This window comes from Streptomyces sp. NPDC046881, from assembly GCF_040645015.1.
Taxonomy (GTDB): domain Bacteria; phylum Actinomycetota; class Actinomycetes; order Streptomycetales; family Streptomycetaceae; genus Streptomyces.
This window is the reverse complement of the sequence record NZ_JBEYXJ010000106.1, coordinates 1-18,685: the sequence shown is the minus strand read 5'-3', so window position 1 is coordinate 18,685 and position 18,685 is coordinate 1. Positions and strand designations below refer to the sequence as shown.

Annotated in this window: 19 protein-coding genes and 3 pseudogenes; 13 read left to right on the top strand and 9 right to left on the bottom strand. The window is 69.7% G+C overall.

Annotated elements, in window-relative coordinates:
• Window positions 1-302 precede the first annotated feature (302 nt).
• From ABZ923_RS33580 to ABZ923_RS33570, 3 genes and pseudogenes are all read left to right on the top strand, one after another.
• Window positions 303-704 (top strand): copper chaperone PCu(A)C, encoded by a 402-nt coding sequence (locus ABZ923_RS33580; RefSeq protein ID WP_361479513.1) that lies wholly within the window; start codon window positions 303-305, stop codon window positions 702-704.
• Between the two features lie 27 nt (window positions 705-731).
• Window positions 732-1,109 (top strand): hypothetical protein, encoded by a 378-nt coding sequence (locus tag ABZ923_RS33575; RefSeq protein ID WP_361479510.1) that lies wholly within the window; start codon window positions 732-734, stop codon window positions 1,107-1,109.
• Window positions 1,110-1,230: 121 nt separating this feature from the next.
• Window positions 1,231-2,129: pseudogene (locus tag ABZ923_RS33570) on the top strand (transcriptional regulator); the annotation flags it as partial.
• A gap of 81 nt (window positions 2,130-2,210) precedes the next feature.
• Here ABZ923_RS33570 and ABZ923_RS33565 read toward each other — a convergent pair.
• Together ABZ923_RS33565 and ABZ923_RS33560 are read right to left on the bottom strand one after the other, a co-directional pair.
• Window positions 2,211-2,582, bottom strand: coding sequence for a fic family toxin-antitoxin system, toxin component (locus tag ABZ923_RS33565; protein WP_361479507.1), 372 nt, complete (start codon window positions 2,580-2,582; stop codon window positions 2,211-2,213).
• Window positions 2,579-2,803, bottom strand: coding sequence for a hypothetical protein (locus tag ABZ923_RS33560; RefSeq protein WP_361479504.1), 225 nt, complete (start codon window positions 2,801-2,803; stop codon window positions 2,579-2,581). The genes ABZ923_RS33565 and ABZ923_RS33560 overlap by 4 nt, the downstream gene beginning before the upstream one ends.
• A 571-nt stretch (window positions 2,804-3,374) precedes the next feature.
• Here ABZ923_RS33560 and ABZ923_RS33555 point away from each other — a divergent pair.
• Window positions 3,375-3,512: pseudogene (locus ABZ923_RS33555) on the top strand (sterol-binding protein); the annotation flags it as partial.
• A 61-nt stretch (window positions 3,513-3,573) separates the two neighbouring features.
• On the opposite strand, the gene ABZ923_RS33550 reads toward ABZ923_RS33555, so the two are convergent.
• On the bottom strand, window positions 3,574-4,110 hold the full coding sequence (locus ABZ923_RS33550; RefSeq protein ID WP_020937384.1) for a hypothetical protein: 537 nt from the start codon (window positions 4,108-4,110) through the stop codon (window positions 3,574-3,576).
• A gap of 916 nt (window positions 4,111-5,026) precedes the next feature.
• Here ABZ923_RS33550 and ABZ923_RS33545 point away from each other — a divergent pair.
• Complete coding sequence (locus ABZ923_RS33545) at window positions 5,027-5,644, top strand: DUF4232 domain-containing protein (RefSeq protein WP_361479501.1); 618 nt, start codon at window positions 5,027-5,029, stop codon at window positions 5,642-5,644.
• A 339-nt stretch (window positions 5,645-5,983) separates the two neighbouring features.
• Window positions 5,984-6,301: a hypothetical protein gene (locus ABZ923_RS33540; protein ID WP_361479498.1), complete on the top strand. Its 318-nt coding sequence runs from the start codon at window positions 5,984-5,986 to the stop codon at window positions 6,299-6,301.
• A 153-nt stretch (window positions 6,302-6,454) separates the two neighbouring features.
• Here ABZ923_RS33540 and ABZ923_RS33535 read toward each other — a convergent pair whose 3' ends face one another.
• Both ABZ923_RS33535 and ABZ923_RS33530 read right to left on the bottom strand, forming a co-directional pair.
• Entirely contained in the window at window positions 6,455-7,870 is a 1,416-nt protein-coding gene (locus ABZ923_RS33535; protein ID WP_361479496.1) for a helix-turn-helix domain-containing protein, read from the bottom strand.
• 483 nt (window positions 7,871-8,353) lie between these two features.
• Complete coding sequence (locus ABZ923_RS33530; protein ID WP_361479493.1) at window positions 8,354-9,148, bottom strand: SDR family oxidoreductase; 795 nt, start codon at window positions 9,146-9,148, stop codon at window positions 8,354-8,356.
• 189 nt (window positions 9,149-9,337) lie between these two features.
• On the opposite strand from ABZ923_RS33530, the gene ABZ923_RS33525 reads away from it, so the two are divergent.
• Together ABZ923_RS33525 and ABZ923_RS33520 are read left to right on the top strand one after the other, a co-directional pair.
• Window positions 9,338-9,916 (top strand): TetR/AcrR family transcriptional regulator, encoded by a 579-nt coding sequence (locus ABZ923_RS33525; protein WP_361479491.1) that lies wholly within the window; start codon window positions 9,338-9,340, stop codon window positions 9,914-9,916.
• Window positions 9,917-11,022: 1,106 nt separating this feature from the next.
• Window positions 11,023-11,346, top strand: a complete 324-nt coding sequence (locus ABZ923_RS33520) for a hypothetical protein (RefSeq protein ID WP_361479489.1) — start codon at window positions 11,023-11,025, stop codon at window positions 11,344-11,346.
• 363 nt (window positions 11,347-11,709) lie between these two features.
• On the opposite strand, the gene ABZ923_RS33515 is transcribed toward ABZ923_RS33520, so the two are convergent.
• On the bottom strand, window positions 11,710-11,925 hold the full coding sequence (locus ABZ923_RS33515; RefSeq protein WP_361479547.1) for a DUF6233 domain-containing protein: 216 nt from the start codon (window positions 11,923-11,925) through the stop codon (window positions 11,710-11,712).
• Window positions 11,926-11,942: 17 nt separating this feature from the next.
• On the opposite strand from ABZ923_RS33515, the gene ABZ923_RS33510 reads away from it, so the two are divergent.
• The 3 genes and pseudogenes from ABZ923_RS33510 to ABZ923_RS33500 all read left to right on the top strand — a co-directional run.
• Complete coding sequence (locus ABZ923_RS33510; RefSeq protein ID WP_361479487.1) at window positions 11,943-12,098, top strand: hypothetical protein; 156 nt, start codon at window positions 11,943-11,945, stop codon at window positions 12,096-12,098.
• 131 nt (window positions 12,099-12,229) lie between these two features.
• Window positions 12,230-14,281 carry a PA14 domain-containing protein gene (locus tag ABZ923_RS33505; RefSeq protein ID WP_361479484.1) on the top strand — a complete coding sequence of 684 codons (2,052 nt, stop codon included), beginning with the start codon at window positions 12,230-12,232 and terminating at the stop codon, window positions 14,279-14,281.
• Window positions 14,281-14,542 (top strand): annotated as a pseudogene (locus ABZ923_RS33500) (GNAT family N-acetyltransferase); the annotation flags it as partial. The gene ABZ923_RS33505 and the pseudogene ABZ923_RS33500, both read left to right, overlap by 1 nt.
• A gap of 462 nt (window positions 14,543-15,004) precedes the next feature.
• Here ABZ923_RS33500 and ABZ923_RS33495 read toward each other — a convergent pair.
• Both ABZ923_RS33495 and ABZ923_RS33490 read right to left on the bottom strand, forming a co-directional pair.
• On the bottom strand, window positions 15,005-16,438 hold the full coding sequence (locus ABZ923_RS33495) for an ISL3 family transposase (protein WP_361479481.1): 1,434 nt from the start codon (window positions 16,436-16,438) through the stop codon (window positions 15,005-15,007).
• A gap of 13 nt (window positions 16,439-16,451) precedes the next feature.
• Window positions 16,452-16,601, bottom strand: coding sequence for a hypothetical protein (locus ABZ923_RS33490; RefSeq protein ID WP_361479478.1), 150 nt, complete (start codon window positions 16,599-16,601; stop codon window positions 16,452-16,454).
• Window positions 16,602-16,788: 187 nt separating this feature from the next.
• Between ABZ923_RS33490 and ABZ923_RS33485 the strand changes: the two genes are divergently transcribed.
• A complete protein-coding gene (locus ABZ923_RS33485; protein WP_361479475.1) occupies window positions 16,789-17,112 on the top strand; it encodes a hypothetical protein in 324 nt (107 codons plus the stop codon).
• A 74-nt stretch (window positions 17,113-17,186) separates the two neighbouring features.
• On the opposite strand, the gene ABZ923_RS33480 is transcribed toward ABZ923_RS33485, so the two are convergent.
• Window positions 17,187-17,942 (bottom strand): class I SAM-dependent methyltransferase, encoded by a 756-nt coding sequence (locus tag ABZ923_RS33480; protein WP_361479472.1) that lies wholly within the window; start codon window positions 17,940-17,942, stop codon window positions 17,187-17,189.
• A 543-nt stretch (window positions 17,943-18,485) separates the two neighbouring features.
• Between ABZ923_RS33480 and ABZ923_RS33475 the strand changes: the two genes are divergently transcribed.
• A partial coding sequence (locus ABZ923_RS33475; RefSeq protein ID WP_361479469.1) for a hypothetical protein occupies window positions 18,486-18,685 on the top strand: 200 nt, incomplete at its 3' end.

Below are 18,685 nucleotides of genomic sequence, written 5' to 3'. Positions count from 1 at the left end.
GATAGGTGAGGGCAAATGGCCGCCGGACGGGCGCGCCGGGTAAACCACCCGGGGGTATTGCACTGAGGTTCCGGTCACGGCGAGTGCGCCGGGTGGCCGACCCCTGACAGCGCCGTCGGGGCGCCGACTTGCACCGTGCACGGTGAAGGCTTCGCCGGGGGAACTGCTCGCATGCGGCGTGTAGCCGATCTTGCCACTGGATCGGATGACCTACCCCGCCCGTCGCTTGCACCGTGCCCCGGTCACCTCGTGTGCTGACCGACGAAGGGGCGAGGGACGCCCCGGGAAGGAAAGCGCCTCGTATGAAGACGCCGGTCACTACCGACATCACGACTGTGGACAAGTCCTGCTGGGTCCGCTGGCTGCCCAACGCTCTGCCGGCCGCGGGCTACATCACGCTCAAGAACTCCGCTCAGCAGCGCTTCACCATCACCAAGATCAAGAGCCCGGACTACCAGAGGATCACGGTGTACCGGAACGTGATCGACAGCGAGAGCCGGAAGCTGGAGAAAGTGGACTTCAGCACCCTCACCATCCCCGCTGAGGGAAGACTCACGATGGAGCCGGGCGGCTACTTCATCACGTTCGAGAAGCCCACTCATCTGATCACGCCAGGCGACAACGCCCGCGTCATCTTCTTCCTGGACGACGGCAAGGTCTTCAAGGTCAGGATGCCGGTCCGTACCTCGCCCGAGCTGAACTGACCCGCCCAGACGCCAGGAGCCCAGGACATGACCCACTTCCACCTCGACCTCGGCGACAACCAGACCGAGGCACTCGAATCCGTCACCAAACTCACCCTCGTCGAGACCCCGCTCGACATCGAAACCTTCCTGACCTCCAATCCCAACGCCCCGGTACCCCTGTACGGCAGCGTGATCCTCACCCGCGGCGACGTCCGCAACCCGGCCACCACCGCCTGGATCGAAGCCGTCGAGAACACCGACACCCACCAGGACGTCGTCCTCGTCGCCGGAGACCCCGCCGATACCGCCGCCCGCCGTATCCGCCTCACCGACGCCTGGGCCAGCGTCAGCTACCACCTGGACGAAGACGACGACCCCGACGCCTTCGCCATCAGCTTCGCGGACATCACGCTCGAGAAGTAGCAGCACCGGCGACGGCCTGGACCGCTGTCAGCACGTACGCGGGCCAGCGAAGAAGCGGCACGCCGCCCGGACAGTGACGTGCCGCCGTGGTTCGAGCCCACTTCCTGTCGGCCCGGCCGGCGAGCCGAGGCCGCCGGAGCGGGAGGCGTACGCACGCCTGCTGGAACAGCTCGCCACGCTCTACCCCGCCCCGGAGGGCACCGGTGCCGAGCAGGAGGACACCGCGGTGCCGCAGCCCGCTGCGGCACCCGCAGCAACGGCAGCGGCGCCGTCGACGCCGAGGGTGAGCCCGCCGAGCGTGTCGGCGAGCGGCGCACCGGACGCGACCGGGGCCGAGGCCGCCGAGGAGTCTGCCGCCTCCACTCCCCCAGCGGCGGCCGTTCGGGCACCGGCCGCCGGGGCGCGTCCGCGTGCCGAGCGGGTATCGCAAAACTCGCGCCGTGCGGGTGCGACGAAGGCCGCCCCAGCCACCACGCCCGCGCCCGGCGGCGTGTACACGCACGGCCCGCTGCTCGTCCTCGACGCCGACGCCGACCGGAACGTGACTGGCTACGGCGTCGGCGGTCTCATCCTGGACGTGCCCGCCAAGTCCCTGACCGCCCCGCCCTCATCGAGTGGACGCTTACCGAGGCGCAGCTCGGGGCGGAGAAGCTGCACGGCTCGGGTAAGGACGCCGACCCCCCGCTGGTCCTCACCGAGGCCGCGTGCGAACGCTACGGCCTGCCCGCCGTGCTGTCGCACGAGGAGCGGCTCGCCGGACGGCTGGCGGAGGGGCACAAGGTCATCAAGCAGCTTGAGCGGGCCGACTGGCAGCTGACCCGGCGGGGGCTGGGGCCGTGGGCGCGGATCTACCGTCCCGCGCAGGGCAGCCGCCGGCGGTGCGTGCAGCTGTGCATCCCGTCCTGGCACGCCCTGGACGGTCGCGCGTGGGGTCATGCCGCGCAGTTGGAGCCGGCGGAGATGGCCCGGGTGCTGGGCGTGTACGCGCAGCGGGTGATGACGCCGGTCGGCTCCCCCGCCCACAATGCCCAGGCTCTTCCAGCCGCGCGGGGAGATCTCGGGGAAGGGCCTGGCCACGGCGTCAGCTCCCGTTCTGAGGGGTCAGGCGATCCAGTCCCTTCGGATCTCGGCGGCCAGGTCGCGCACGCCGAGCCCGTCACGGACCCGGGAGGCGAGGGCGACGGCCTCCTTGGCCTCGACGGTGACCGTCAGGCCCGATGCGGTCAGGTACGCCGCGGCGACGGCCGCGCCGAACAGCTCGTTGCGCACCTCCAGCGCCGGAACCCGCACGAGGAGGTGAAGGAGCGCGGCGGCCCGGTGGTGCGCCTCCGGGTACACGGGGGTTCCCATGACCTCGTCGGCGTGCCGGGCGACGGCAGCCGCGAGAGCTCCCCAGTCGGTCACGTCCGGATCCGCCCGCAGGTACTGCTGCGCGGCCTCCAGGAGCCAGGCGCGGTCGACGTGCACAATCACGCGGCGGCACCGCCGGCACCGGTCGTGCCGAACGCCTCGTCGAAGGCCGGCCCCCACGCGGTGACGAAGCCGCCCACGGCCGACACGAACCTGCGCCGGGCGACATCGTGCTCGAGGACCCGTCCGGCCAGTTCCGGCACCGTGACGCCGATCCGCTCGGCCTCCTCAACGAGGGCGTCGTACGCCGCATCGTCAACCGGTACCTGAATCTCTCTGGCCATATCGGCAGACTAGCAGCGGCCCAAGCCCGCCCGGAGGGCTTCGAAAGACACCCCCCGGGGACGTACAGGCAGCCCCGGGCCGGACCGACCGGGGTCGAAGCCCTCGGCTTGCGCCGGATGACAGCTCGGGCTCTGTTGGGGCTTTCCCATGGCATGACAGGGCTTTTGCGTCGACTATGGCGAGCACGGTGAGGTGCGCATTCTCTGGGGGGGATCATGACCAAACCGACGACGGGCGAATCTGCCTCCGAGGCCATGGCGCGACACAAAGCGGTCATGGCGCAGCGGGAGAAGGCACTCGAACTCATGGCGCGCCAGGCGGCCGCCAGGAAGGCCGAGTCCGACCAAGCCGCGTCAGAGAAGCCGGCCACCAGGCAACCGGCGCGCGTCGTACGGGTGGGTAGCAGTGTGCGGACTGTCCCTGGCGGCCTACCGTCTCTCGGGAAGCCTCGCTGACCCACCGCATGCCAACCCGCCTGCTCTGCCAGGCGGTTACGCCGCTGTCGTCTCGACCGGCCTGGGGTGAGGGGCGCGGCATGCGCTGCTGCCCGGGCCTGTGGACCTCACACGCATCGAGCCGGTCACGTTTCTCCTGATGGCGCTCGGGCGCCGGGGCCAGTGGGGTCCCCTCGCTCAGGGCCGCATCCTGGTCGGGGGGCGCAAGCCCTGGTTCGCTCCGCGTTTCCCGGCTCTGTTCAAGGCGCCCTGAGCGCGACGGGCCGCGGCGGCCCGACGGTGGCCGGCTGCCTGTGGTCGTACGGGCTCGGTGGTCACCCGGGTTCGGGGGCGGTGACGGCCGGGGCGGCGCCGAGGAGGCCGAGGAGGGTCTCGCGGTGGAGGTCCGCGATCGGGCCGAGGAAGTCCGGGTGGCGCAGCAGGGGGGCCGCGCGGTGGTCGCGCGGGCTGGGGATGGTCAGCCGGCGCGCGTCGCCCACGCTGTCGGGGCCGTGGTGGGTGGCGGCCAGGCAGGCGGCGGCCAGGGCGGCGAGGTCGGCGTCGGCCAGCAGGCAGGCCGCCCAGCTGACGACGGTCTCGTCGACCTGGGTGCGCCAGGCGTGGGTGGCGTCCGTCAACGGGGGTGCGTCGGCGCCGGTGACGAAGTCCAGCCGGCCGGAGCCGCCGGGGCCGAGCAGGTCCAGCAGTTCTGCGTCCAGCGCGGTGGGGTAGCGCAGGGCGGCGGCGATGGTGGCCGCATGGCCTGCCTGGGCTTCGGCCAGGGCCTGGTTCAGCGGGCCGGTGGCCGGGGGGAAGGCCGCCAGCAGCCAGCGTGCGGAGGCGGCGATGACGGGCGAGAGCGCGGTGGGCATGGTGGACCGTCCTGTGCGTATGCCCGCCTGTCCTGGGTGTTCCGGTGTGGGTGATCCGGTCGCGGGCACTGCGCGCCCGGGCGGGGAGGTGCGGACAACGGTACGGCGGCCTCCCCCGGGGACGACAGGAGCTGCGTCACAGCCGGGGATCACCCCCTGGCCAACCAGGACAACGCCCGTCATGAGAGCGAGGTAACCGGCGTCAAGCGGCTCGCTGGGTGCTTGAACAGGTGAGGGCCTTCTGGGTTCGGTGGGGGGAGGGTGGAAGCAGGCGGCATGTGGAGCTGGTTGGTTGAGCCCCGGGGTTCAGCGGGGACGGGATCGCAAGGATCGTGCCGCGCAGTGGTTCCGTGGGCCGACGCACACCAAGACTTCGATGACAGCGAGTTGACCCGGGACGGTTCCTCCGTGTTGGCCGGATGAGTGTCCAGCTGCGTGGACGCCGTCGACGCACAGTGGCGCACAGGCACGGACGTCTGCCTCGCGCAGAGCCGTGCGTTCGAAGGGCCCGGCAAGGCCCCGGAGAGCCGTCGGGAACGGGACCGACTGCACCGTTGCCGGGTGAGACGGCGGGCGCGGGGTGTGTCCACTGGGTGTCCGACCGCCCGGCCTCAGGCGTTCCCATCCCGACCAGGCATCCCAGGGTCACGTGTTTCCGCAGGTCGCCGGGGGTGGGACCGTCCCATCGATGCAGGTTGGCCGGCGGCTGTTGTCCCAGGCCCACGAGGCGTCCGACTCTATGGCTGTCGCACCGGCTGAAGCGGCCGGCCGTCCGGCAGCGCCACGGCACCCCAGCTCACCCGTCCCAGGGGACACGCAGGTCTGCGGACATCCGGGATGCAAGCGCGGGCGCTCACCACAGTGCCGCGGCTGCGGGCGTGTGCGACCTCGTATCGAGCAGAGAAGGAACACGCATATGAACGTGAAGTCCCTTGCCGGCCGCCGTGCGGCCGTGGCCGCGGGTCTCGTCCTGGCTCTTGGGTGTGGTCTGTCGACACAGGCCTCCGCCGCCGGGTCGGGGGCGATCGGCGGGAAGGCCGAGGGCGCGGTGACGCACCGCTCGGGCGGCAGTGATGACAAGGGCACCGTCGCCGGCTGCTCCGAGGAGGTCCTCGGGGTGTCCGCCGTGAAGGAGCCCGCGGACAGCAGGGACGCCCGGCACCTCCTCATCACCGTCCAGAACGCCGGGGACAGGGCGTGCAACCTCTACCGCTACCCCCTCGTGCGGCTCGGTGCCGATGCCCGGACCACGGTCCCCGTGATCAAGGAGAGCGACCCGAACCCGGGGGTGCCCGTCACCCTCGCTCCGGGTGCGGAGGCGTATGCCGCTCTGCTCGTCAGCGGCGGCGCCATGGACGAGTACCCGGCGAAGAGCATCACCCTCGGCCTCCAGGGTCGCAAGCCCGGCAGCAGCGCGGGCGGGCCGATCGATGTCCCCATGCCCGTCGAGACGTTGTACGCGGACGACGGTCAGCGTGTGACCTATTGGACGACCTCTTCCGGCTTCGCTCTGGACTTCATCATGTCGAAGTGAGGGCCTCGATCGGTCGGGACCGCTTCCCAGCGGCTGCCCCGGACGCTCACACGACCTGCCGAGCACCGGCCGGACGTCCGTGTGGTCAGCAGGAGCATCCGCGACGAACAGCAGAGCCGTGACGGCCGGGCCCGGGCGTGAACACCGAACACCCTCAAGCACCGCCGGCGCGTGAGGAGTTTGTGACAGCACACACGTTCGTCCGGCCGTACTCCCCCAGGTGGCGCTTCGCGTCACTCGCGGGTGCGTCGAACCATCTGTCCAATCCTTGGAGTTTCAATGAAGTCCATCGTCCGGAAGGCCGCAAGCTTCGCGGCGGTCGGCATGACCGTCGTGGCAATGTCTCTGACCGGTGCGTCCGCAGCCCGCGCGGAAGGCCCCACCCAGGGCTGCCCGTACCCCTACGTCTGCTTCTACGTGGACGACGACGCCCTGCTCGCGGGCCGCCCCATCTCGAAGTACCGGGACGTCACCAGCGCCTATCAGGCGGTCACCCCCCGGCCGCACTACGCAGTCCTGAACACCCGGAACGACGACGTGGTGTATCTGCGGCTCCAGAGCGGGGGCTCGATCTGCCTCGCGCCGAACCACCAGACCGTGTTCACCGATTCCTACGTCGTCAACGGAATCAGAATCTCCAGCAGTTCCACGTGCTGAATCCGCCGGCACGGCCGGCAGGCGTGCGTGAGCGCGCCCGCCGGGTGGCGGACAGGGCTGGGTGAGGAGCCCAGCGGGCCGGCCGAGCTGCTCGCTGGCGGGACGGCGTTCTGAGTGAGCGATCCGCACCGCAGCGGCCGGGCCTGCTGCTCGTCAGTCGCCGGTCTCCTCGTCGTCGTAGGCGGTGGTCATGGGGACCCAGCCGGAGGGGTTGCGGTACCAGTAGCGCGGTAGTCCTTCGACGCTGGTGGTGCGGAACGGGCGGCCGTGGTCGTCGATGCGCAGCGTGCCGGTCCGGCCCTGCGAGGACCAGTCGAGTTCCAGGTACCAGTCGCAGGTGCAGGACTCGGTGCGTGCGGAGACCAGCAGGACCTCCGGCTCCCGCTGGGACACCCGGTAGGGGAAGTCGATCGCGGGGGCCGGTCTGTCCGGCTCGTTGCCGGGCACCGAACGGGCCAGGGGCCGGCGCGCGTCGAGGTCGACGGAGAAGTGGCGGGGGATGAGGACGGCGCCGCAGCCTTCGTACATCGAGTAGGCGGTGCCCCGGCGGGCGGCGGGGGTGGTGCGGTTGACCATGCGCACATGCAGTGCCTCCAGGACGACGGCGGCGGAGCCCTGTCCCTGCACCGAGATCCGCAGATTGGTGGTGCGCCCGTGCACCGCCCCCTGCGACGCCGCCCACACCGCGGCGTCCTGCGGCGTCGGCGGTGGCGGGACCTGCTGCGGTGGCTTGGCGATGACGTAGTCGTGGTCGCATTCGAGTCGCCAGATATGGGAGTCGGCCGTCCAGGTGAGCGGGGTCGCCGGTGGGACCGTGCCGGCGCTCGCCCGGTGCTTGCGCGGACTGCCGCTGCTGGGTGCGGCCGGCGCCGAGGGCTTCGGTGTGGCGTGGGCGGGGGCCGACGACTCGACGCCACCGGAAGGCAGGCCGGCAGCGGACTGCGGGCTGCCGCCGCTGGGCGCGGCCGGCACCGTGGGCTTCGGTGTGGCGCGGACGGAGGCCGACGGCTCACCGCCGCCGGACGGGTGGCCGGCGATGGATGTGGTGAGGCCGGCGAGCGCGAGGACGAGCGCGGCCGCCAGTGCGGTCGAACGCACGGGCCGTCGTCGCGGGCGCCCGACGCGGGGCCGTCGGTCGGCCGGCGAGGTGGGCTCGGGCCGCGGGCCGGCCGAAGAGGTCGACTCCGAGCCCCGGTCGGCCGGCGCATTCGGCTCGGCTGCCTCATCCGCCGGCCTGCCGTGGCTCGCGGATGCGGTCGGCGCCGCGGTGCTCGTGGTGTCGTGGCCCGCCGGCGCGCGCCGGGTATCGGACGGGCGTGACCGTTTCCGTGCCTCGACTGCCAGGATCCACTGGCGGTGCAACTCCACGCGTTCCTCGGGGGAGGCTCCGCAGAGTGCGGCGAACCGCTCGATTCCGGTGAAGTCCAGGGGCACCGCCTCTCCCACGCAGTAGCGGTGCAGCGTGGAGGCATTCATGTCCAGACGGCGGGCCAGCGCCGCGTAGCTGCGGTCCGTGCGCTCCTTCAGGCGCGTCAGCAGTAACGCCAACTCCGACACGTCGTCGCGCATCGCATCCATGTGGTCCGTACCCGCATCCGTCCGTAGGCCTGTGCCGTCATGTCCCGGTCCGGGAGGGCCTCCCAGGCGCTTCCCTACCTGCACTCCTGCACGTCCGTACGGCTGGGATGGTTCCAACGTTGCGTCGTCCAGGCGAAGTGCGGCGATCACCGCAACCGCGGCCGGCCGTCCAGAGCGCCCGCCGCGCTGGAACGGACGCTGAAGTGAAGGACCTCCGAGCTACGGCGCCGGACGCCCTTCCGACGCCGGTGGAACCATCCCGGTCCTGCTGACGTGCACGGATAGGGGCCACCGGGGATACGGGGACACGGGCGTACGGGGGAAGGGCGGGAGAGCTGTGCCGACCGGGGACGATGCCGGGCAGTTCGCGGCGTTGCTGCGCCGGCTGAAGGAGCGCACCGACCGGACTTACGGCTCACTGACGCGGCAGCCCGATGGGGCGGACTCTGACCGGATGCGGCGGCGTGGCCTGCGTCACGGCGTGAGGGAGGTGAGCGTGCCTCCTTCGACCTTCAGCGCCGCGCCGGTGGTCGCCGACGCGCGGTCGGAACTGGTGAACACGATCAGATCGGCCACTTCGGACGGCCGGATGAGCCGCTGGATCAGTGATGTCGGCCGGAACCGGGCGATGAACTCGCGCTGCGCGGCGTCGAACGTCTCGGCCTCGGGGATGAGGGCGGTGATGTACTCCTCGATGCCTTCCGTATGAGTGGGGCCCGGCAGCACGGAGTTGACGGTGACGCCGGTGCCGGCGGCGGCCTTGGCCAGACCGCTGGCCACCGCCAGCAGGGCGGTCTTGGTCATGCCGTAATGGACCATGTCGAGCGGTGTGTCGATGGCCGTCTCGCTGGAGACGAACACGATGCGGCCGATCCCGCGCTCCATCATCCCGGGCATGTACTGGCGCGCGAGCCGGACGCCGCTAAGGACGTTGACCTCGAAGAAACGACGCCATTCCTCGTCCTGGATCTCCAGGACCGGGGTGGAGGCGAAGACCCCGGTGTTGTTGACCAGGACGTCGACCTCGGGCACCGCCTCCAGTAGGGCCCGTGCGCCCTCGGCGGTGGATACGTCGGCGGCGACGGTGACGACGTCTGCGCCGGGCACCCGGGCGCGGATTCCGTCGGCAGCCGACTTGAGCCGGGCCTCGTCGCGTCCGTTGAGGACGGTGCGGGCCCCCGCTCGGGCGAAGGCTTCCGCGGTGGCCAGGCCGATGCCCAGCGTGGAACCGGTGACCAGGGCGGTACGGCCGGTGAAGTCGATGTGCATGAGTGAGATCCCTTGAGTAAGCGCGGCGCCCGTCAACCGGTGGCGCCCTCAGATCCATCCGATGAGACGGATCGTTCTTCCTCAGGATGAGACGGAACGTTCTCTCTTGTCAACCGCTTGATGAGGAGAACGATCCGTCTCATAATGGATCGGTTCCTTCCCCCCAGCCGGACGAACAGGAGGCTCCAGGTGCGACGATCTGCCGAGGAGACGCGACGGCACATCCTGGACGTGGCCGGCGACCTGTTCTACTCCCGTGGCGTACGCGCCGTCGGAATGGACCTGGTGATCGGCACGGCAGGCGTCGCCAACGCGACGCTGTACCGCCAGTTCGCCACCAAGGACGAGTTGGTCACCGCCTACCTCGTCACCCGTAACGAGGACTGGTGGCGGCGCCTGCGCGAGGCGACGGCAGCAGCACCCGGCCCCCGCGCCCGCATAGAAGCCCTGTTCGCCCTCACCCGGCAGGACATGGCGACGCCCGGCTACCGCGGCTGCGCCACCCTGAACGTCACCAGCGAGTTCCCCGACGAGGACCATCCCGCCCACGCCGCGGCCGTTGCCCATAAGACAGAGGTGCAGACCTGGCTGAGCGAACAGCTCCGCGAAGCAGGCGACGCGAACCCTGACGACACCGCCGGCAAGCTCCTGGTGATCCTCGATGGTGCCCAAGTCCTCGCGGCCGCGATGGCGACCGAAACCCCGGGCGACCACATGCTCCAGCTGGCGGAGCAGCTCCTCGACGCGAGGCTGCCGGCACCTGCGTGACCGGAGGAAGACGGTCACCACTCCTGGTCGTGCGGCATGCCTGCCCAGACCACGAAGCGGGCCGACGCGAACCACGAAGCGGGCCGACGCGATCCTCGCGGTGGGCATGCTGGTTTAGGTGGGCCCGTGCTGTTCCCGCGCGCGGGTGTACGCCTCCAGCCAGGGTGTCAGTGTGCGGTCGCCGGGATGCTGCCGCCGGGGTCGGGTCAGGTGGTGCTGTCGACGGCCATCGGGAGGGACGGGACCAGCTACTGGGACCTGGCCAGACGCCGAGAGGAACGCTGGTGCGCGACATGAGAAGACCAGTCCGGCCCCGGACCACCCCGCGGGACGGTGCCGCCGCCGCGCCGATGTCCGAACAGGTGAACAAGCTGAGGAAAGACTGAAGATCGGTGTACCCAGGCGTGCCACTGGCAGTGCCCTGGGAGTCGGTGGGGCGTCCGCACTCGCTTGCCGGCGCTGTACCGGCTTCGACACCCCGCCACCGGGTTCGCGGCCACCACCCTGCTCATGGCCGGGGTCCCGGTGTGCAAGCTGCTGCCAGGGCGCCGCTCCCACGCGTTCCTCATCGGCAGTCCTACCCCCACCGCACCAGAGCGGCTGACAGCGCGGCGACCCCACGAGCACCACGTGGTCGGAGCCCAGGCAATGGCCGAGGCTGCCGAGCCGTACCGTCCCCGCCGCCGCCGTGAGGAGGAGACCTGAGCCACGCGGCCGGTCAGTGCAGGATGCTGACGGCCCGGGCGATCACGAGGAGCGAGGTGAACAGAGCGGAAACGCTCCCGATACTCATCAGGAGCTTTGCGCGGGTCGACAGCGGCATCATATCGGTCGGGCCGGTGCGGGTACGGGCAGCTGCCGGTAGGTGTGCTCACCGCGGGCCTGCTCGATCGCGTGGAACCGCGGGCAGAAGACAGGCGCCCTGGAGCGTGCTCATGCCTGGCAACGGTAGAACGCAAGGGCCGCGCGAGGTAGCCGTTTTGACGCCCCCGATCCGGGCGCGCGGGCGAGAGCTGGGCTGGTGCCAGCCGCTCGTCCGGGTGGGCGAGGCGCGCTTTCTGGCCAGTACTCGCAGGTAGCGGTACGGGAGGCCGGCTGATGGGGGCATGATCGCGGTTGTGTTACGCGACGACATGCCCGCTTGCGTGCGGTGGGAGATCCTGATGCACGAACGGTTCAGCGACGTATGGATCTGCAAAGACCTCGGCCGAGCGACCACCCGTGCGGACCCCGCCGAGCTGGGCCGGGCCGCCCTGGCCGCCTACCTCGCCGGCCGGGACAGCCGGGGCGAAACGTTCCGCGTCGTCGTCCGCACCGACCACGCCACCGACGTCGTCATCACCGCCGACCAACTCACCGACCCCGACGGGGAAGCAGACCCGGCCGTCCGCCAGGCACTGCCCGTCTACCTCCGCAACGCCCTCACCTGACGCCGGGCCCACGACGACCACATCGCCCGTCATGCCCGGCCCTCACCCGGCTCGAACCATCCCTGCCCGCCCTCAGAGGCGCCCACGCCGAAGCGCGGACCGGGAGGTGACCCCGTGCGTCAACACCAGGCGTCACTCAATGTGCACAGTGATCTACTTGATGTGAATATGGGGTGACTTTCAGTGAAGAACAGCGCCGCGGGCTGGCGCCGTCATTCCGACAAGGAGAGATCTGATGCACATCACATTCCTCGGGTAGACGAGCGGGGCTCCGGCGGAAGCGCTTGGCTGAGCCATTAAGGCTCCACCCGACAGCATCGCGTGACTGTCACGGAGCGAGCTGCACGTGCACACCGCCGAGGGTTAGCGACCATGGCTGACCTTGCTCCACCGCCTTACGCCCGTCTTCGAGTATTCGATCCGCGACGCGGTCCGCTGCATGGCGCAGCCTTTCCCACGCCGGCTCATTGGAGTCGAGCGCACGCCCCGGCTCCGCTTCGGGACGTTCCAGCATCCACCGGTGTGCACGTACATCGGCGCGCTACCTCGATTGAGGCCGAGCTCGAGGAACCAGTGGATGTCACGTCGGCTGTGAGATGGCTGGACAGCTCTGTGGAGCGGTCACGGCGACGCCACGGGATGAGGCGCTACGGGCGCTCGCCCACGGAGTCGCGGCGTGCCCGCAGTGCCGGCCGCCCGCCGCGCCGCAGCGAGCGCACGGACGCACGCTCGCTGCCGCTAACCGAAACTAGAAAAAGCGCGTGACCGGGGGCAACCAAGATCGCCCCACAGGAGTCACACAGGCACCACAAGCGTCACCGGTGACCGGTGACTGCTGGGGTCACCCGTTGGACGTCGCTCTGGAAGGCCCGCGCTCCCTGTGATGACTCGTACCCGACTGACCGCGGTGGCCGCGACGGCCGCCCTCACAGCCGCCGGCGGCCTGATCACCGCCGCCCCGGCGTCCGCGGCCGTCACCTGCTCCTCTCCCCTCTGGAAGGCCCAGTACTTCGGCAACACCACCTTCAGCGGTACACCGAAGCTGACCGCCTGCGACTCCGCCGTCTCCGAGGACTACGGGTACGGCGACCCGAGCGGTGTCACGCTGCCCAAGGACAACTTCTCCGTCCGCTGGTCCGTCACCCGGGACTTCGGCTCCGGCGGCCCCTTCCGGCTCTCCGGCAGCACACAGGACGGCATACGCGTCTACGTGGACGGGGTGCGGAAGATCGACCTGTGGAAGAACGTCTCCACCACCGTCGGCAAGACCGTCGACCTGACCGTTCCGGCCGGCAAGCACACCCTCCGCGTGGACTACGTCGCCTGGACCGGCCGCGCCGAGGTCCGGTTCACGTACACCCCGCGCACCGACGCCACCGTGGACAAGGTCAAGCCGCTCGCTCCCACCGGCCTCACGGCGGCATACAGCCGGGACACCACCAAGACCACGCTGCGCTGGACCGCGAACAAGGAGATGGACCTCGCCGGTTACCGCGTGTACCGCCGGCTGAGCACCACCCAGTGGGCCAAGGTCAGCGGCTCGTCACCGCTCACCTCCCCCTCCTTCGTCGACGCGCCGCCCGCCACCGGCCAGACCTTCCTGTACGAGGTCCGCGCCGTCGACAAGGCGGGCCACGAGTCCACCGGCAGCGCCGACGTCACCGCCGTCACCGTGGACCGCACCGGACCGGCGGCGCCGACCGATCTCACGGCGGTCGGTGACGCCTGGTGGACCAACCTGGCCTGGCACGGGAACACCGACGCCAAGACCTACGAGGTGTACGCCGCGCCCTCGGCCACCGGCCCGTTCGAACTGCTGGGCACCACGGCCGCGACGTCGTACCGCACTTACGCGCCCGTGAACACCACCCGGTATTACCGCGTCCGCGCCCTCGACGCGCTTGACAACCCCTCGGCGTACGCCACCGTCACCGGTGACGGCGTCGACCGGACCCCGCCCAAACCCCCGACCTCACTCGGTTCCATCGCCGAGGTCGGCTACACCGACGTGTACTGGAAGCAGCCCGACGGCTTCGACGAGGACTTCTCCAACGGCGGGAGCTACCACGTCTACCGCTCGCCCGGAAAGACCCTCGACCCGGCCGCGCTCACGCGCGTGACCTGCGATCGCGACGAGAGCGACGAGACCTCCACCGGTGGCCTCTGCCACGACGTCGACATGCCGGCGGGCGCGTTCGTGACGTACGCGGTCGCGGCGGTGGACCCGGCCGGGAACGAGTCGGCGCTCTCCGCCCCGGTCGTCGTCCGCACCGGCGATCGCGTCGCGCCCGCCCCGGTCACCGGCCTGAAGGCCACCCCACGTGCCGACGGCGTGTTGCTGAGCTGGTCGGCGTCGGCCGAGGAAGACGTCGACCGCTACCTGGCTTGGATCGGCACCCGGCAGGCCGACGGCACGGTCGAGTGGCTCGGTTACGGCTGTGGGGAGGGCACGAGCGATCCGCTCGCGGTCCTGTGCGGCGACCTGCCCGACGGACAGACGCACGTGTACGCGGTCGTCGCCAGGGACCGCTGGAACAACGCGCTGCCCCCGAGCGACCCGAAGGCCGCGGTCGTCGAGGCTACCGAGCTGGATGTGCGGCCCTCGGTGACGGTGACGCAGGACTGGAACCTCGGGGCCCTGGGCCACGGCACCGTGATCGGCGGACCGGACGAGGACGGGCCGTCCATCAATTGGCAGTGTGACAAGGCCGCCGAGTGCGACACCGTCGCGGGCTACCGGATCAGCAGGTGGGACACGGCCACGCGGACCTACCAGCCGCTGCACACCGGACTGCTCCCTGCTCAGACGCGCGACTACACCGACACCAAGGCTGCGCGCGGTGGCACGTACTTCTACACGCTGGAGGCGGTGCGCGCCGACGGCAGTGTCGCGGGCACGTACGGGTGGAACTGCGTCTTCCAGGACCGCGTGTAGATCTGCTGCCGGCACCCGAACCCGCGAGCTGACCTTCGTACGCGTGGACGACGACGAACTGCTGGGGGCGTACGCGGACATCAACTCGCACGCCTACAGGTTCCCGCTGGAGGACGGGGCGGGACGGACTGCCGGGGCCGCGCTGTGGAAGAACCAAGTGTTCGCGTACCCGGGGGCTGCGCGATGGCGTCCCCGTGGACCTGCGCCGCCTCCGTCGAGGCGGACGGGCGGCGCTTCGTCGTGCTCGTCGCCACCGATCCAGCGACCACGGCGGCGACGGCAGCGGCAGCGGACCCGAGTCCAGCGTGTCCTGCCAACGGGCGCGTACGGTTCCGCCGGCGAGGCGGGAATGCCGACACCGAGAGGGTGCACGGCATCACGCCCCTTATCTCAACTCACCCCGAAATAGTGGTTAGCGGCCACAGGCGCGCCCGGTGGCTTTGTTCATCTCCAGGGGCTCTGGCTCAACTTCTGACGTCCGGTAACAATCAGTCACTCACGGGGGCGGCGGAGTGCGTGCGATGTGGTTTTTAGGTTGGCGTGGCACGACCCGGTTGTGACAGGGTCGGACGGTCCCGACAACAGGTGCCGCCGGAGCACCCGAGGCCTCTGTGGCCGAACCAGCGGGAGTAAGAGGCGGCTCACGGGGTGGCCGCACGCGTGACGCGCGAACGGCGTCCTGAGTAGGCCCCGCTGAATCCGGCTTTGCATGTCACGCATCCGTCACGCCAGCAGCACTCTCTTGCGCAGGAGGTTGAAGCCCGCACGGCCGAACAGCTGGCGCTTGAGCATCTTGATCCGGTTGACGTGCCCTTCGACCGCGCCCGAGCTCCAGGGCAGGGTCAATCCGGCGATGACGGCGTCGAGGTCGCGGTCGATACCGGCGGCGAAGGTGTGGAGGCTGGTCAGGTCGTCCTGTCGGACAGCGTCGAGCCACTCCGGGAGACGCTCGCCCTGGCGATCGGTGAGCATGGTCGCGAAGGAACGGACGTGGCGGGTAGGGGCGCCGAACTCGGGACACTGGGTGCGGACGGCCTTGAGCTGGAGCTGTTCGGGCTCGGTGAGGGTTTCCGGGCGGCTGAGGATCCATCCCGAGGCCGTTCGGGGCGACGGCGGCGGGGCGATCACCGGCCGTGGTGAGGTGCGCTTCTTCTGCAGGTAGGCACGGACGCGCTGGTAGCCCTTGTAGCCGAGCGGCACGATCTCCTCCCACAGCTTCCACGCGTTGGTGAAGCCCGCGTTCCAGCGGTCGTCCAGGTAGGGCTTGTAGTCATCGAGAACCGACGGCCGGTTCTGCCACTGGCCGGTGAACAGGTCCTCTGGCTTCGCGGCGTCGGCTAACCATTTGACGGTGTGCCAGGCCGTCCCGAGTTGCCGCTGGACCGAACGCCGGCTATGTCCTGCCTCCAGGAGTGCGTGGACGGCGGCGTGCCGGGACCTGGTGCGGTCGGCGAACCGGTGCCCGGTCGGCCATGGTGAACCGGACGGTTCTCCTTCCGGGGCAGACTCAAGCGCGGGTTCGGGGTCTGCAGGAACAAGGACCCGAAGGCAACGGCGATGCTGGGCGACTGCCCGCTCAGCGGCCTCGCTCAGGTTGTGCCAGAGGTGCCACCGGTCCGCGACCTGGATGGCCTGCGGGGCACCCGTGGCGGCGCCTTCGGCGGAGAACGATGCCCGGTCTCGGCAGATGACCTCAATGCCCGCCCGGTTGACGAGCCAGGCCGCCAGGCTGGACGCTTCCGGTCCGGCCAGCAGGTCGATGGGGCGGCGGGTCTCGATGTCGACGAGGACGGTGCCGTAGTGGCGGCCTTTGCGGGTGGCGTACTCGTCGACGCCGACCACCCGCGGGGCGGGGAACTCGGGCTCGGGAAGAGCATCCACCAGCCGGAGCACCGTGCTGCGACTGACGGACACCCCAAGAACGCGGGCAATGCGCGCCCCGGCCCGGCCCGCGAGGGCCAGACCCACTGCGGCCAGGGTGGAGCGCAACCGCTCGGTCCGCTGACTATACCGGCGTGTCAGGCCGGGTATCTGCTCAACAAAGGTACGGCGTGCGCAGCCCGAGTTCCCGCAGGTGAACCGACGGACCCTCAGCTGGAGAACAACGCTTCGACCACCGCTCGGCACATCAGCGGGAAACCGCAGGTAGGAACCCATGAACCCGGTTCGATCAAACTCCGCAAACCGGGCACACGGCGCCGTCCGCGACGCATTGCGCATCAACACGCACTATCTCGATGTTCACGTCCACCGACAGCACCGCGACGTCCGCGATTGACGGGAACAACAACGTCTTCAGACGGAGCACGACCTCTTCCACGGCCCCGAACTGTCGACCCAACGGCCTTGTCCACGGACCATTTCCGGGCGACTTCGCGTACATCTCGAAGAGGGCCAGCTGTCACTCAGAGTGGTCGGGTCACAGAAGTTGAGCCAGAACCGAATTCTGACGTCACCATCGGGGTTGCGGTGTCAAGCTGGATGTGCTCAGTACAGGAGCACCCCCGATGCCGCCTGGCCAGTCGAAGGTCGAGTTGTACGCCGCGCTGCGGCGCGACTCCCGCGATGGCATGTCGAACCGGCCGTTGCAGTGCAAGTACGGCGTCACCTGGAGCACGGTCAACAAGGCCCTGACCGCGGCTTGGCCGCAGCCACCCACGAAAACCGCTTCGGCGCGGCCGTCGAAGCTGGATCCGTTCACGCTGCTGATCGACGAGATCCTGCTCATTGATCTGGACGCGACCAGGAAACAGCGCCACACCGTCACCCCGAATCTACCGCCGTCTGATCGACGAGCACTCCTCGTCCGAGGCGTTGCGTTGACCACTTGAACCCGCACCGATGAGAGGGCGCAAGCGTCCTGCGAGCAACCGCGCGGTCCGGCCGGGGACTGAGAGTCCAGTGTTTATACCTTGCTCGCGACCACCATGTAGTTCTCGGCCTCAAGATCGAACGTGCTCAGTTCCGTCTGGAGTCCGACCCGGTGCAGCTCGACTTCGAGTTCCTCGTACCGGTAGGGCCAGCAGGACAGCAGTTCCGAGCGGACAAGAACCAACCCGGTCGCATCAACTTGCGCGATCGCAATCTCGATGTGATGCTCCTCCTCCCAATGCGGCGCAATCTCCCAGCGGTAGACCACGACGGCATCGCGACCGTTCCGGCGGACGAGTCGGTCACTGATCTCCAGCCGGGAACCTCTGGCCCTCACGAGTTCCCAAGTGCGGGATGTGAGTACCAAGCGCCCGCCGGGGCGCAGAAGCCGTGACATCGACTCCAGAGCAGCACCCCTGCCTGTCGCGCCCGCGGCATGGTGAAGCGAGTTGCCGACGCAGAACACCATGTCGAACGTGTTGTCCTGGAAATGGTCGGGCAACTCTTCCCAGTTCGCCCGTACGGCCCGGACGGACGCCCCGAACTCCTCAGACAACTCTTCAGTCCGACGAACCATCGCCTCGCTGGCGTCAGTTGCGACAACCTGCATGCCACGACCGGCAAGGCCAACCGCCAACTGTCCGGTTCCGCACGAACAGTCGAGGACGTGAGCGTTCGACGGCAGGAGATTGAGGACATCGTCGAACGACGCAGCGAACTCGGCTGGAGGCAACTTTGCATCCGAGATGAGCCATTCGTACACCTCGGCAAGCACGTCATAGCCTGTCACAGCCACTACCTCCGTCACGCGGCAGACTCACGGTAGGACGTCAGTCCATCAGCGGAGCAAGCCGGGCACCAATGGTTTTCGCAAAGATGGCTCTGACGGTGTTTGTGGGTTGTCAGTTGTCCGTCTGGGTGGATGTCACCGGCTGGTTATCTGGGAAGTTGTTCGTGAGAAGTCGTGTCACTCGCGGGGTTGCGGTGGCAAGGTGAATGTGCGGACTGTTCAGAAGGCGCTGAGTTCGGCGTGGCCGCAACCTCGGGCACGTACGCGCCTCGCCGTTCCAAGCTGGATCCGTTCAAGCCGGTGACCGACCGGATCCTCCTTCACTGGCAGGGTGACGGGTTCGCCGGGCGCGGCGGCCGGGGCGGCGTGCGCGGTCGCGGGGACGAGGAGGGCGGCGAGCGCGGCAGCCGTGGCGGCGGTACGAGGCATGCGCACGGGCGGGGGCCCTCTCGGAAGATCACGAAGAGTGCGTGATCTTCGTAGCGACTCGCACACGCGACTCGCCCGGGAACCGGCCCCGACCCACCCGAACGGACGGAAAGGATGACCAGCACACTGCCCAGGGCCGACATGCCACGCGGCGGCGCGCTGCAGCCGCAGCGCAGGGCCGACGCCGACGGCAGTCAGGTTCCCCGCCGCCGCCCGCTACGACAGCGGGCGGCGCAACGACCTGGGTTTGAGGGAATGCCAGTACTGGTTCGGAAAACCGGAAGATGTTCCCATTTCACCCGCACCGGCTCCGC

Coding starts and splice junctions, on each gene's coding strand:
- ABZ923_RS33535 (WP_361479496.1), bottom strand. CDS start 7,870: ATGCGCGACGACGTGTCGGAGTTGGCGTTACTGCTGACGCGCCTGAAG.
- ABZ923_RS33575 (WP_361479510.1), top strand. CDS start 732: ATGACCCACTTCCACCTCGACCTCGGCGACAACCAGACCGAGGCACTC.
- ABZ923_RS33580 (WP_361479513.1), top strand. CDS start 303: ATGAAGACGCCGGTCACTACCGACATCACGACTGTGGACAAGTCCTGC.
- ABZ923_RS33485 (WP_361479475.1), top strand. CDS start 16,789: ATGCCGCCTGGCCAGTCGAAGGTCGAGTTGTACGCCGCGCTGCGGCGC.
- ABZ923_RS33560 (WP_361479504.1), bottom strand. CDS start 2,803: ATGGCCAGAGAGATTCAGGTACCGGTTGACGATGCGGCGTACGACGCC.
- ABZ923_RS33540 (WP_361479498.1), top strand. CDS start 5,984: ATGTCTCTGACCGGTGCGTCCGCAGCCCGCGCGGAAGGCCCCACCCAG.
- ABZ923_RS33545 (WP_361479501.1), top strand. CDS start 5,027: ATGAACGTGAAGTCCCTTGCCGGCCGCCGTGCGGCCGTGGCCGCGGGT.
- ABZ923_RS33510 (WP_361479487.1), top strand. CDS start 11,943: ATGGCTGGACAGCTCTGTGGAGCGGTCACGGCGACGCCACGGGATGAG.
- ABZ923_RS33520 (WP_361479489.1), top strand. CDS start 11,023: ATGATCGCGGTTGTGTTACGCGACGACATGCCCGCTTGCGTGCGGTGG.
- ABZ923_RS33495 (WP_361479481.1), bottom strand. CDS start 16,438: ATGGGTTCCTACCTGCGGTTTCCCGCTGATGTGCCGAGCGGTGGTCGA.
- ABZ923_RS33505 (WP_361479484.1), top strand. CDS start 12,230: ATGACTCGTACCCGACTGACCGCGGTGGCCGCGACGGCCGCCCTCACA.
- ABZ923_RS33530 (WP_361479493.1), bottom strand. CDS start 9,148: ATGCACATCGACTTCACCGGCCGTACCGCCCTGGTCACCGGTTCCACG.
- ABZ923_RS33550 (WP_020937384.1), bottom strand. CDS start 4,110: ATGCCCACCGCGCTCTCGCCCGTCATCGCCGCCTCCGCACGCTGGCTG.